We start from the raw sequence: 12,292 nt of genomic DNA, 5'->3' as shown, positions 1-12,292 counted from the left end.
GTAGGCGCGGGCTTGCCCGCGCCTACAGGGGTCTCTGTTTCCCTTCAAAGCACGTATACGAATATGAACAACCCCACCCACACCACATCGACGAAGTGCCAATACCAGCTGGCCGCTTCGAAGCCGAAGTGTTTCTCCGGGTTGAAGTGCCCACGCAAAATACGCACGAACATCACGATCAGGATGATCGTGCCCAAGGTCACGTGGGCGCCGTGAAACCCGGTGAGCATGAAGAACGTCGCGCCATAAATCCCCGAGCCCAGCGTCAGCCCCAGCTTGGTATAGGCCTCGTGGTATTCAAAGGCCTGCAAGGCGATGAAGCTGATACCCAGCACGATGGTCAGCGCCATCCAGAATTTCAGCGGCCCACGGTGGTCACGGCGCAAGGCGTGGTGGGCAAGGGTGATGGTCACACTGGAACTGACCAGCAAGATGGTGTTGATCAGTGGCAAGTGCCACGGGTCGATCACCTCCTTGGGCGGCGGGAACAGTTTCGGGTCGGGTGTGTGCAGCAGCGGCCAGGTGAATTCGAAGGTCGGCCACAGCATGTGCGCGACACCTTTGGCCCCTTCGCCGCCCAGCCATGGCCCTGCCAACACCCGCACGTAGAACAGCGCACCGAAGAAGGCCAGGAAGAACATCACCTCGGAGAAGATGAACCAGCTCATGCCCCAGCGAAACGAGCGGTCCAGCTGCGGGCTGTACAACCCGGCGCGGCTCTCTTTGACCACGGCCCCAAACCAACCGAACAACATGTAGGCCAGGAACAACGCGCCGATGAAGAAGATCAGCGGCCCATGCGAGTCCGGGTGGCCGGCCTTCATGTCGTTGAACCAGGTTCCCAGACCGAACACCGTGATGAACATGCCGATGGTGGCGATGATCGGCCACTTGCTCTGCGCCGGGACGTAGTAGTGCTCATGACTTGCCATTGCTGTTCTCCTTCCCTTAACGGGCGCCCTGGACGTCCTGGGCCGCAACATGCGCGACCGGCGGGTGGCGAGCGGTGATGTCGAACAAGGTGTAGGCCAGTGTCAGGTGCTTCACGCTGGCCGGCAGATCGCGGTCGACGATGAAGCGCACCGGCATCTCTATGCGTTCGCCGGGCTGCAGCACCTGCTGGGTAAAGCAGAAGCACTCGGTCTTGTGGAAGTACGCCGCGGCCTCGGCCGGGGTGATGCTGGGTATGGCCTGCGCGCTCATCGGCCGATCGGTCGGGTTATGCGCGACGAAGATCATCTGGTTCACCGCCCCTGGGTTCACCTCCAGCTGATCGGCCGTGGAATAGAAGTCCCAGACCATGTCGCTGGCGTTGGTCGACATGAACTGCACCCGCACCGAACGCGTCGGGTCGCTGACCTGGCTACCTTCGTACTGGCCACCCGTTTTGCCGTTGATGCCAAAGGCCTTGCACATCACGTCGTAGATCGGCACCAGGGCGAAACCGAAGGCGAACATCACCACCGTCAGCATCAGCAGGCGCGTTACCAGGCGTTTCAGCGACAGGCCGTTCATGGCTGATTTCCTATTTCACTTCCGGGGGTGTCTGGAAGGTGTGGTAGGGCGCAGGCGAAGGAATCGACCATTCCAGGCCCTCAGCGCCATCCCAAGGCTTGGCAGGCGCCGGCGCGCCCCCACGTATGCACTTGATGACAATGAACAGGAAGAAGATCTGCGTGGCGCCAAACATGAAGGCGCCGATCGACGACACCATGTTGAAGTCGGCGAACTGCAGGTTGTAGTCCGGGATGCGTCGCGGCATGCCGGCCAGCCCCACGAAGTGCATGGGGAAGAAGGCCATGTTCATGCCGATGAACGACAGCCAGAAGTGCAGCTTGCCGAGGGTTTCGTCGTACATGTGGCCGGTCCATTTCGGCAGCCAGTAGTAGGCCGATGCAAAGATGCCGAAAATTGCCCCTGGCACCAACACGTAGTGGAAATGCGCCACCACGAAGTAGGTGTCGTGGTACTGGAAGTCCGCCGGGGCAATCGCCAGCATCAGGCCGGAGAAACCGCCGATGGTGAACAGGATGACGAAGGCAATGGCGAACAGCATTGGCGTTTCGAAGGTGAGCGAGCCTTCCCACATGGTGCTGACCCAGTTGAACACCTTCACCCCGGTGGGCACGGCAATCAGCATGGTGGCGTACATGAAGAACAGCTCGCCGACCACCGGGATGCCGACCACGAACATATGGTGGGCCCAAACGATGAACGACAGGAAGGCGATGGCGCCGGTGGCATATACCATCGAGGTGTAGCCGAACAGCGGCTTGCGCGAAAACGCCGGGATGATCGAGCTGACCGCGCCGAAGGCCGGCAGGATCATGATGTACACCTCAGGGTGGCCGAAGAACCAGAACACATGCTGGAACAGCACCGGGTCACCGCCACCGGCGGCACTGAAGAAGCTGGTGCCGAAGTGGATGTCCATCAGCATCATGGTCACCACGCCGGCCAGTACCGGCATCACTGCAATCAGCAGGAACGCGGTAATCAGCCACGTCCAGACGAACAGCGGCATTTTCATCAGGGTCATGCCTGGGGCACGCAGGTTGAGGATGGTGGCGATCACGTTGATCGCCCCCATGATCGAGCTGATACCCATCAGGTGGATGGCGAAGATGAAGAACGTGACGCTGGCTGGCGCATAGGTGGTAGACAGCGGGGCGTAGAACGTCCAGCCGAAGTTAGGCCCGCCACCCGGGCTGAACAGGGTCGAGACCAGCAGCAGGAAGGCCGCCGGCAGCAGCCAGAAGCTGAAGTTGTTCATCCGCGGCAAGGCCATGTCTGGCGCGCCGATCATCAATGGGATCATCCAGTTGGCCAGCCCGACGAAGGCCGGCATCACTGCACCGAACACCATGATCAGGCCATGCATGGTGGTCATCTGGTTGAAGAACGCCGGCTCAACGATCTGCAAGCCCGGCTGGAACAGCTCGGCGCGGATCACCATGGCGAACGAGCCACCAAGCAGGAACATCATGAAGGCGAACCACAGGTACATGGTGCCGATGTCCTTGTGGTTGGTGGTCAGCACCCAGCGCATCAGGCCCTTGGCCGGGCCGTGTGCATGCTCATGGCCGTGGGCGTGGTCGTCGATCACTGCACTCATGTCCTGTCTCCTGCAACCCATTGATTGCCGCGAGTAACCCGGTTCACTTGGCTTCTGCCTGCTTCAGCGCCAGCACGTCCTTCGGCGTGACCATGTCGCCTTTGTTGTTGCCCCAGGCATTGCGCTCGTAGGTGACCACAGCGGCGATGTCGACTTCCGACAGCTGCTTGCCGAAGGCCGCCATGGCCGTGCCGGGCTTGCCGTGGAAGACAATGCTCAAGTGGCCTTCCTTCGGCCCGGTGGCGATCTTCGAGCCCTTGAGTGCCGGGAACATCGGCGGCAGGCCTTGGCCTTCAGCCTGGTGACACGCCACGCAGGTGGTGTGGTAGATCTTGTCGCCACGTTCCACCAGCTCTTCCAGGGTCCATTCCTTGCTGGTCAGCTCCTTGAGCTTGGCGGCTTCGGCCTTGCGCTCGCCTAGCCAGGTGTCGTAATCGGCCTTGGACTTGACCTCGACCACCACCGGCATGAAGCCGTGGTCCTTGCCGCACAGCTCGGTGCATTGGCCACGGTAGATGCCGGGCTTCTCGATACGGGTCCAGGCTTCGTTGACGAAGCCGGGGATGGCGTCGCGCTTGACCGCGAAGGCCGGCACCCACCAGGAGTGAATGACGTCGGCAGCGGTCACCAGGAAACGCACCTTGGCACCCACCGGCAGCACCAGCGGCTGATCGACTTCAAGCAGGTAATGCTCGTCCTTGGGGGCTTTGTTGTGAATCTGATCGGCGGGCGTGGCCAGGTTGCTGAAGAACTCCACGTCCTGGCCCAGGTATTTGTAGTGCCACTTCCACTGGTAGCCGGTGACCTGAATGTCGATGTCCGACTCGCTGGCGTCGTAGATGTCGATCAGGGTCTTGGTGGCCGGGATGGCCATGACCACCAGGATCAGGAAGGGCACCACGGTCCAGAGGATTTCCACCCAGGTATGCTCGTGGAAATGCGCGGCCTGCTGGCCGGTGGAGCGGCGGTGGATGACCATCGACCAGAACATCGCGCCAAACACCACGATGCCGATGATCACGCAGATCCAGAAGATGGTCATGTGCAGGTCGAAGACGGCGTTGGAGACCTCCGTCGCCCCTGGGTGCATGTTCACGGTCCAGGCGGCGTTGGCCTGACCAAAAACCGACCACAACAGGAGGCCCATCCAGACATGTGGATGTCGCATCATTGCGGGTTCCCCTTCTAATTCTTGTTGTCCCGGAGGCGTGGCCTGCGGCAAGAGGGAACGGCGGTCAAGACTGCCTGGCTTCGACGACCGAGCCCCTGCTAAAAGCAGTCGGGCCTCATCAACGAATCACGTTCAACGGGAGTATAGACAGCGACCAATGGCACGCAATGAAGCCTGTGAAATGAACCTCACGAAATAGGCAAATGGCCTGAAAACCGCGGGGTTGATAGGGTGTGGCGAAATAATGGCATTTCGATATGCCTGAGAGCGCACACGTTTGCGGGATTTATAACAAATACGTCTTAGGTATTCTGTATACCGAGCTAATTTAGTGTCTTCCGTTTGAAACGTAATGTCCCTGGAGTTGTCATGAACATCGCTGCTGTACGCGAGCAGGTAAGCCAAGCCCATCAACATGAAGGCCAGACCGGCCAATTGAAACAGCGTCTCGAGCTGCAACTGCCCCACCTGCACCCCTCGATCCAACTGCCTGAGCAGGACGCCCAGGGTACTTTGGCGCGCTTCGTCAGCGCCTACATCGACCAGGTTCCGGAATTGCTGGAGGCCGCGCATGAGGTCGCCCGCGAAGCCGGGATCGAATCGCAGATCAAACCGGTACTGAAAATTGCCGAAGCCTACTTCCTGCAACCGCCCAGTGTGATGCAAGGGCATGTAGGCCTGGACTGCCTGCTGGATGAGGCTTACCTGGCACACCGTCTGGTGGAGGAAGTGAATGACCTGTACATCCGCCACTTCCAGCAGCCGCTGATCCCGGTCGACACCACCGTCGCCAACCTGATTGCCCACCAGTTGATTGGCGAGAGCTTTGCCAACCAGCTGGATGAGGTGGTGCATCACTCGGTTGACGAAATGCTCGATGACGAGAGCTTTGCGGTGGAATCGGTGGAGGCTTATCGCGAGAAGCTGAGCAGCCCTGCAACTGGCGAGGCGTGGAAGCGCTGGCCGTGCCTGTCGCGACAGCTGGGTGTGGAGCTGGGCCAACCGGCCTGATCCTCCTGTACTGGCCTCTTCGCGGGCACGCCCGCTCCCACAGGGACCGCACAGGCTTTGAATGCTGTGCAGTACCTTGTGGGAGCGGGTTTACCCGCGAAGAGGCCAGTTCAGACAACAGAGATTTTCAGCTTCAGGCCCCAATCCCCGCCGTAGTCCGCAACCTCCCCTCGATCCGCCGCTTCAGGCGCCGCTGCTCTATCAGCAACCGCGACCCATTGGCCGCATTGCTGCGGTTCCAGTCTTCCAGCAACTCAAGGCACGAGTGGTCGATGTAGCTCAGGTTACCCAGCGGCACGTGCAACGTAGTGCCCGCCGGTACGGTATCCAGCACCTGGGTCAGCGCCGGCACCTTCAGGAACGTCGCCGCACCACTGAGCCGCAGCTCCATATCCCCAGCTTTCTCCAGGCTGACCAGGTTGATCTTCAGCCGCGCCGCCTTGAACGCCAGCTTCAGCAGGGTCAGGGCAAAACCCAGCATCACGCCGGTCAGCAGGTCGGTGAAAATGATCGCCAGCGCCGTCACCGCATAGGTGAACATCGGCATGCGGCCATAACGGCCCAGCCCACGAAACGCCTTGAAATCGACCAGCTTGACCCCGGTGTACACCAGCACACCCGCCAGGCTCGCCACCGGAATCTGCTGCAGCACGCTGCTCAGCGCCACCACGAAAGCCAACAGCCAAAGGCCATGGAATATCGCGGAGGCCCGCGTCTGCGCCCCCGCCTGCACGTTGGCCGAGCTGCGCACGATTACCCCGGTCATCGGCAAAGCACCCAGCGCCCCGCAAAGCATGTTGCCGATGCCCTGGGCTGACAGCTCGCGGTCGAAGTCCGAACGCTGGCCACTGTGCATGCGGTCAACCGCTGCGGCCGACAGCAAGGTTTCGGCGCTGGCGATGAACGCCAGGGCAAAGGCAGCGACCAGCAGGGTAGGGTCGGCGAGTTGCATCAGGTCATCTGGGCGAATCCAGTCAATGGCCTCGGACAGGTCTGCCGGCACTTGTACGCGGTTCACCGGCAAGGCCAGCCACAGGCTGATGGCGGTCATGCTCGCCACACCGAGCAAGGCACCCGGCACGAAGCGCAGCCGCTGCGGCCGAAGGCGCTCCCAGCCCCACATGATGGCGATGGTGCCGAGGCCCAGCGCACCGGCCATCCAGCCAGCGCCTGCGCGTTCCTGTGGCAGGGCTGCGGCAACGGTGGACGGGAATGTCAGCAGGTTCTGCAACCCGGAAGGCTGCGGCGCCGTATCGAACATCACATGCACCTGCGACAGCACGATCAGCACCCCAATCCCCGCCAACATGCCATACACCACCGCCGGCGCGGTGACGCGGAACCAGCAGCCCAGGCGCAAACGCCCAGCCAGCAACTGCAGCAGGCCGGCCAGCAGCAGGATCGGCCCAAGCATGGGCATGCCATGTTGGCGCACCAGCTCGAACACCAGTACTGCCAGGCCTGCGGCCGGTCCACTGACCTGCAGCGGTGATCCAGCCAGAAAACCGACGACAATGCCGCCGATAATGCCGGTAATCAGGCCTTTGGCCGGCGGCATACCCGAGGCGATCGCAATGCCCATGCACAATGGCAGCGCCACCAGGAAGACCACCACCGACGCCAGCAACTCACGCGGCAGGGCCGCTTTCAACTGTGTAATGTTCACCGTGTTTCTCCTTTCTCTAGTCGCACGGCCATTCCTCTGGCCGTGGGCACGTTTGCCCCTGACGAGCGCGCAGGCGCGGGCCGCCAGCGGGTTTGCCGGCAGGGCAGTCAGGGATTTCAAGGCAGCCGAAGGCCGCGCCACACCCCTACAGGGTGCAGCCGGCTATCAAGGTTCTAGCGGTGGATGGGTCGCTTAGTAGCGGCCTCTCGGAGTGGCGCAGGGGACCGGCTCGCCGGCGGCCAGGGGCAGGAAGCTGTCGCTGGCGGCGTCATAGGCTTCGATCCTGCTGGTCTCAATGTCGTAGACCCAGCCATGAATGTACAGCTGGCCAGCGGCCAGACGCGAGGCCACCGAAGGGTGGGTACGCAGGTGGTGCAGCTGGGCGATGACGTTTTCCTTGGTCAGCACCTGCATCGTTTCGTGTTCACTGCCGCACGAGCAGTTGTTCTCGACCACGGTGCGAGCCACTTCGGCATGGCGCAACCAGGCCCCGACCGTCGGCATCTTGTCCAGCGAGTGCGGGTTGAGTACAGCACGCATGGCGCCACAATCGGAGTGACCGCAAATGATGATGTGGTGCACTTTCAGCGCAAGTACGGCGTACTCGATCGCGCTGGAAACACCGCCATTCATCTGGCCATAAGGCGGTACCACGTTGCCCACGTTACGGGTCACGAACAGGTCGCCTGGCGAGCTCTGGGTGATCAGCTCGGGGACAATGCGCGAGTCTGCACAGGTAATGAACATGGCGCGCGGTGTTTGCGCGGTGGCAAGCTTCTTGAACAGCTCTTGCTGATCAGGGAAGACATCATGGTGAAAGCGCAGGAAGCCGTCGACGATGTGCTTCAGGGCAGCATCGGCGCTTTCCGCGGGGACCTGCGGTACGACCTTGGATGGGTCCTTGACGGGCATGATTCATCCTCTTGACGGTGTGTAGGTAAATCCATTTTACCGGTGAAAGATTCTGGCTATGCAGGGATTTAGATGACACGCACAGGCCATAGATCACAGTCGGTGTGGACTGATTTCCTACGCTAGCGGGGAAAACTTAACTGAAACTTAATTCGAAGGCTCTAGAACGGGTGTTCCAGATAGAAAAGGCGGGACTTGGATAATAGCAAAAAAACATCAATTGCCAAGATGCATTAGCGCATTTATTAACTGGGATTAGTTAAATTCTGGGCTGGCATTGTGCCCTTGGGTTTCAGAACAGGGCCATCTGCCCACCCGTCGGACAGAAGGCCGAGCAATCCAGCCCCTGCGCTTCCCGGCCTTCGAATTCCAGCCGCTTCATGGCCTTGGCAAAACGCTGCCCCAGCAGCTCGGCAAACACACCCTCGCCACGCATGCGCGTGCCAAACCGGCTGTCATACAGCTCGCCCCCCCGGCTCTGGCGGATCAGGCTCAATACATGCGCCGCCCGCTGCGGGTAATGGTCCTGCAGCCATTGCTCGAACAACGGCGCCACTTCCAGCGGCAGGCGCAACATCATGTAGGCCGCACTCTGTGCGCCAGCGTCCTTGGCAGCCTCCAGCAAGCGCTCCAGCTCACTGTCGTTGATCATCGGAATCATCGGCGAACACAACACACCTACCGGCACACCCGCCTCGCGCAACACGCGGATGGCCCTCAACCGGGCATTGGGTGACGCCGCCCGTGGTTCCAGCACCCGCTTGAGATCGTCGTCCAGTGTGGTCAGGCTGATCATTACCCGTGCCAGGCGCTGGCGGGCCATCTCTGCCAGCAGATCGAGGTCACGCAACACCAGCGAGCCCTTGGTCACGATGGTCACCGGGTGACGAAAACGCAGCAACACTTCCAGCAGACGCCGGGTCAGCATCTGTTCCCGCTCGATCGGCTGGTACGGGTCGGTATTGGAACCCAGATTGATTGGCGCGCACACGTAACCCGGTTTGCTCAGCTGTTGCGCGAGCACTTCGGCGGCGTTGGTCTTGGCGATCAGCTTGGTTTCGAAGTCCAAGCCGGGGGAGAGGTCCCAATAGGCATGGGAGGGGCGGGCATAGCAGTAGATGCAGCCATGCTCGCAGCCGCGGTAAGGGTTGATGGAGCGGTCGAAGGGCAGGTCGGGCGAGGTGTTGCGGGTGATGACCGATTTCGCCGTTTCGCTACGCACCTCGGTGCCTTGGGTCTGCGGCACTTCCTGATACCAGCCGTCGTCCTCTACCAGCGAATGGCTGGGGGCAAAACGGTTGTGCGGATTGTGTGCCGTGCCACGGCCCTTTAGTGGTGCTGGAGGATTCATGGCCAACCCCTATACTGTATTTACATACAGTATCGTACCTGCCTTGAATCCACCAGCGCCTCTGATCCGACAGCCAGTACTTACTCTGTCGGTTTCTTCAGCTTCGGATTAGGGAAGAACTGCACCGTCTGCACCTTGGCCGGCGCGGCTTTGGGTGCCAGGTTGTTGACCCGCGTGCCGAGTTCCTTGGGCACCGACAGGCCCTGTTCGTTGAGGGTGTCGGTAAAGCCGCAAGCCACACACTCACGGTGCGGCACGCCGTCTTCATTCCACATCATCAGCTTGTCGGGCTCGCTGCATGCCGGGCATACCGCCCCGGCAATAAAGCGTTTCTTGGTCTTGTTCACAGCAACCTCACTCATGCCGCAGCGTCCTCGGTGAGGCCACTGTGGCGCAGCAATGCATCGATGGAAGGCTCACGGCCACGGAAGTCGACGAACAGCTCCATCGGCTCGCGCGACCCACCACGGGCCAGGATCGCCTCGCGGAAGGCGCGGCCAGTCTCGGCATTGAGAACACCTTCTTCTTCGAAACGCGAGAAAGCGTCGGCCGACAGCACTTCAGCCCACTTGTAGCTGTAGTAGCCCGCTGCGTAACCGCCCGCAAAAATATGCGCAAAGCTGTTGGGGAAGCGGTTATACGCCGGTGGGCGCATGACCGATACCTCGTCGCGCACGCCTTCGAGCACCTGCAGCACGCTGCGACCGTCGCCATGGCTGGCGTGCAGTTCGAAGTCGAACAGCGAAAACTCCAGCTGGCGCACCATCATCATGCCCGACTGGAAGTTTTTAGCCGCCAGCATCTTGTCCAGCAGGTCCTGGGGCAGGGCAGCACCCGTTTCGTAGTGCCCGGAGATCAGTGCCAGGCCTTCCGGCTCCCAGCACCAGTTTTCCATGAACTGGCTCGGCAGTTCGACCGCATCCCAGGCCACGCCATTGATGCCGGAAACCCCGGCGTGTTCGATGCGGGTCAACATGTGGTGCAGGCCGTGGCCGAACTCGTGGAACAGGGTGGTTACTTCATCGTGGGTCAGCAGCGCCGGCTTGCCGGGTGCAGCCGGGGTGAAGTTGCACACCAGGTTGGCCACCGGGCTCTGCAGCTGGCCGCCGGCCGTGCGGCGACGGTCACGGGCGCCATCCATCCAGGCGCCACCACGCTTGTTGGCGCGGGCGTACAGGTCGAAGAAGAAGCGGCCGACGTGCTGGCCGTTTTCCTTGATCTCGAACAAGCGTACGTCTGGGTGCCAGCTGTCGAAGCCCTTGAGTTCGGCGATTTCGATGCCGTACAGGCGCTGCACGATGCTGAACAGACCGCCCAGCACCTTGTCGATCGGGAAATAGGCACGCAGGGCTTCCTGCGACACGCTGTAGCGCTGCTCGCGCAGCTTCTCGCCAAAGTAGCCAGTGTCCCAGCTGGCCAGTTCAGGGCAGCCTTGTTCGGCGGCGTAGGCCTTGAGCTGTTGCAGGTCCTGGGCGGCGAACGGCTTGGAGCGCTTGGCCAGGTCTCGCAGGAAGCTCAGCACCTGGTCGCTGGACTCGGCCATCTTGGTGGCCAGGCTCAGCTCGGCGTAGTTCTTGTAGCCAAGCAGCTCGGCCAGTTCCTGACGCAGATCGAGGATTTCGCCCATCACCGGACCGTTGTCGAACTGGCCGGCATTCGGGCCCTGGTCCGAGGCGCGGGTGCAGTAAGCGGCGTATAGCTCTTCGCGCAGGGTGCGGTCGCTGGCGTAGGTCATCACCGCGTAGTAGCTGGGGAACTCCAACGTGATCAGCCAGCCGTCGAGGCCCTTGGCTTGGGCAGCGGCGGCCATCTGCGCCTTGGCCGAGTCGGTCAGGCCGGCCAGTGCGGCTTCATCGGTAACGTGCTTGGTCCAGGCCTGAGTGGCATCGAGCAGCTGGTTGGAGAAGCGGCTGCCCAGCTCGCTGAGTTTGCTCTGCACTTCGGCGTAGCGCTGCTGCTTGTCCGCCGGCAGGTCGATACCCGACAGGCGGAAGTCACGCAGGGCATGCTCGAGGATAGTCTTTTGCGCCACGTCGAAGCCGGCGGCCTCCGGGCTGTCGATCAGTGCCTGGTAGGCTTCGAATAGCGCACGGTTCTGGCCCAGTTCGGTAGAGTAGGCGCTCAACGCCGGCAGGCATGACTCGTAGGCCTCGCGCAGCTCCGCGCTGTTGCACACCGCGTTAAGGTGGCTGACCGGGCTCCAGGCGGCGCCCAGGCGGTCGTTCAGTTCGTCCATGGCCAGCACCAGGCCGGCCCAGGTGGGGTTCTTGCCCTGCTTTTCGAGGATCTCGGCAATGGCTTTACGGTTGTCGGCCAGGATCGCTTCGATCGCCGGCAACACGTGTTCGGCACGAATTTGCGAGAAGGGCGGCAGATCGTGGGATTGCAGAAGCGGGTTGTTCGCAGTCACGGTTTGGATACCTTGGCAGAAGAAACACTGCCCCATCTTAATTACAATCGACGCCGACCGCAGCAGGCAGCCTGCCTATCGGCACAGATGAGAGACGCTATCATGGCCATTCGCAACTTCCAGCAACACACTCCGAAAGTGGGGCCCAGGGCCTTCGTCGACCGTTCGGCGGTGGTGCTGGGCGACGTGGAGATCGGTGAAGACAGCTCGGTCTGGCCGTTGACCGTGGTACGCGGCGACATGCACCGCATCCGCATCGGCGCGCGCACCAGCGTGCAGGATGGCAGTGTGCTGCATATCACCCACGCCGGCCCGTTCAACCCGGACGGCTTCCCGCTGATCATCGGTGACGAAGTGACCATCGGCCACAAGGTGATGTTGCATGGCTGTACCCTGGGCAACCGCATCCTGGTCGGCATGGGCAGCACCATCATGGACGGCGCCATCGTCGAGGACGAAGTGATCATCGGCGCCGGCAGCCTGGTCCCGCCAGGCAAGCGCCTGGTCAGCGGCTATCTGTACATGGGCAGCCCGGTGAAACAGGCCCGGCTGCTGAACGACAAGGAGCGCGCATTCTTCTCCTACAGCGCCGGCAACTACGTGAAGCTCAAGGACCAGCACCTGGCCGAAGGCTACGACCAACCGGAATGAACCCG

At 61.6% G+C, this 12,292-nt stretch carries 11 protein-coding genes; 2 read left to right on the top strand and 9 right to left on the bottom strand.

Translation table 11 applies throughout. From position 1 onward, the window contains the following. Positions 1–44: 44 nt before the first annotated feature. From APH35_RS13260 to coxB, 4 genes are read right to left on the bottom strand one after another with little or no spacing between them, the layout of a single operon-like run. Positions 45–932 (bottom strand): cytochrome c oxidase subunit 3, encoded by an 888-nt coding sequence (locus APH35_RS13260; protein WP_012269911.1) that lies wholly within the window; start codon positions 930–932, stop codon positions 45–47. A gap of 16 nt (positions 933–948) precedes the next feature. Next, on the bottom strand, positions 949–1,515 hold the full coding sequence (locus tag APH35_RS13255; protein WP_012269910.1) for a cytochrome c oxidase assembly protein: 567 nt from the start codon (positions 1,513–1,515) through the stop codon (positions 949–951). Positions 1,516–1,525: 10 nt separating this feature from the next. Beyond that, positions 1,526–3,115, bottom strand: coding sequence for a cytochrome c oxidase subunit I (gene ctaD, locus APH35_RS13250; protein ID WP_012269909.1), 1,590 nt, complete (start codon positions 3,113–3,115; stop codon positions 1,526–1,528). 43 nt (positions 3,116–3,158) lie between these two features. Next, positions 3,159–4,286: a cytochrome c oxidase subunit II gene (gene coxB, locus APH35_RS13245; RefSeq protein ID WP_012269908.1), complete on the bottom strand. Its 1,128-nt coding sequence runs from the start codon at positions 4,284–4,286 to the stop codon at positions 3,159–3,161. A gap of 369 nt (positions 4,287–4,655) precedes the next feature. Between coxB and APH35_RS13240 the strand changes: the two genes are divergently transcribed. Beyond that, positions 4,656–5,297 (top strand): hypothetical protein, encoded by a 642-nt coding sequence (locus APH35_RS13240; RefSeq protein WP_012269907.1) that lies wholly within the window; start codon positions 4,656–4,658, stop codon positions 5,295–5,297. Positions 5,298–5,430: 133 nt separating this feature from the next. Here APH35_RS13240 and APH35_RS13235 read toward each other — a convergent pair whose 3' ends face one another. From APH35_RS13235 to prlC, 5 genes are all read right to left on the bottom strand, one after another. Further along, on the bottom strand, positions 5,431–6,963 hold the full coding sequence (locus tag APH35_RS13235; RefSeq protein WP_060514953.1) for a SulP family inorganic anion transporter: 1,533 nt from the start codon (positions 6,961–6,963) through the stop codon (positions 5,431–5,433). A gap of 192 nt (positions 6,964–7,155) precedes the next feature. Then, the gene (locus APH35_RS13230) at positions 7,156–7,875 is read right to left on the bottom strand and encodes a carbonic anhydrase (protein WP_012269905.1); all 720 of its coding nucleotides are present in this window, start codon (positions 7,873–7,875) and stop codon (positions 7,156–7,158) included. A 292-nt stretch (positions 7,876–8,167) separates the two neighbouring features. Further along, complete coding sequence (locus APH35_RS13225; RefSeq protein WP_060514952.1) at positions 8,168–9,226, bottom strand: PA0069 family radical SAM protein; 1,059 nt, start codon at positions 9,224–9,226, stop codon at positions 8,168–8,170. Positions 9,227–9,306: 80 nt separating this feature from the next. Then, positions 9,307–9,588: a YheV family putative zinc ribbon protein gene (locus APH35_RS13220; protein ID WP_012269903.1), complete on the bottom strand. Its 282-nt coding sequence runs from the start codon at positions 9,586–9,588 to the stop codon at positions 9,307–9,309. After that, a complete protein-coding gene (gene prlC, locus APH35_RS13215; RefSeq protein WP_060514951.1) occupies positions 9,585–11,672 on the bottom strand; it encodes an oligopeptidase A in 2,088 nt (695 codons plus the stop codon). The genes APH35_RS13220 and prlC overlap by 4 nt, the downstream gene beginning before the upstream one ends. Positions 11,673–11,738: 66 nt before the next feature. Here prlC and APH35_RS13210 point away from each other — a divergent pair, with 66 nt between their 5' ends. Beyond that, on the top strand, positions 11,739–12,287 hold the full coding sequence (locus APH35_RS13210) for a gamma carbonic anhydrase family protein (RefSeq protein WP_012269901.1): 549 nt from the start codon (positions 11,739–11,741) through the stop codon (positions 12,285–12,287). Positions 12,288–12,292: the final 5 nt, after the last annotated feature.

The sequence above is a fragment of the Pseudomonas sp. NBRC 111132 genome, from assembly GCF_001320565.1.
Lineage (GTDB): Bacteria > Pseudomonadota > Gammaproteobacteria > Pseudomonadales > Pseudomonadaceae > Aquipseudomonas > Aquipseudomonas putida_P.
This window is presented reverse-complemented; position numbering and strand designations above follow the sequence as displayed.

Excerpts from the sequence above, each read along its gene's own strand:
- APH35_RS13210 (WP_012269901.1), top strand. The coding sequence starts at position 11,739 with ATGGCCATTCGCAACTTCCAGCAACACACTCCGAAAGTGGGGCCCAGG.
- APH35_RS13225 (WP_060514952.1), bottom strand. The coding sequence starts at position 9,226 with ATGAATCCTCCAGCACCACTAAAGGGCCGTGGCACGGCACACAATCCG.
- APH35_RS13220 (WP_012269903.1), bottom strand. The coding sequence starts at position 9,588 with ATGAGTGAGGTTGCTGTGAACAAGACCAAGAAACGCTTTATTGCCGGG.
- APH35_RS13260 (WP_012269911.1), bottom strand. The coding sequence starts at position 932 with ATGGCAAGTCATGAGCACTACTACGTCCCGGCGCAGAGCAAGTGGCCG.
- prlC (WP_060514951.1), bottom strand. The coding sequence starts at position 11,672 with ATGGGGCAGTGTTTCTTCTGCCAAGGTATCCAAACCGTGACTGCGAAC.
- coxB (WP_012269908.1), bottom strand. The coding sequence starts at position 4,286 with ATGATGCGACATCCACATGTCTGGATGGGCCTCCTGTTGTGGTCGGTT.
- ctaD (WP_012269909.1), bottom strand. The coding sequence starts at position 3,115 with ATGAGTGCAGTGATCGACGACCACGCCCACGGCCATGAGCATGCACAC.
- APH35_RS13240 (WP_012269907.1), top strand. The coding sequence starts at position 4,656 with ATGAACATCGCTGCTGTACGCGAGCAGGTAAGCCAAGCCCATCAACAT.
- APH35_RS13255 (WP_012269910.1), bottom strand. The coding sequence starts at position 1,515 with ATGAACGGCCTGTCGCTGAAACGCCTGGTAACGCGCCTGCTGATGCTG.
- APH35_RS13230 (WP_012269905.1), bottom strand. The coding sequence starts at position 7,875 with ATGCCCGTCAAGGACCCATCCAAGGTCGTACCGCAGGTCCCCGCGGAA.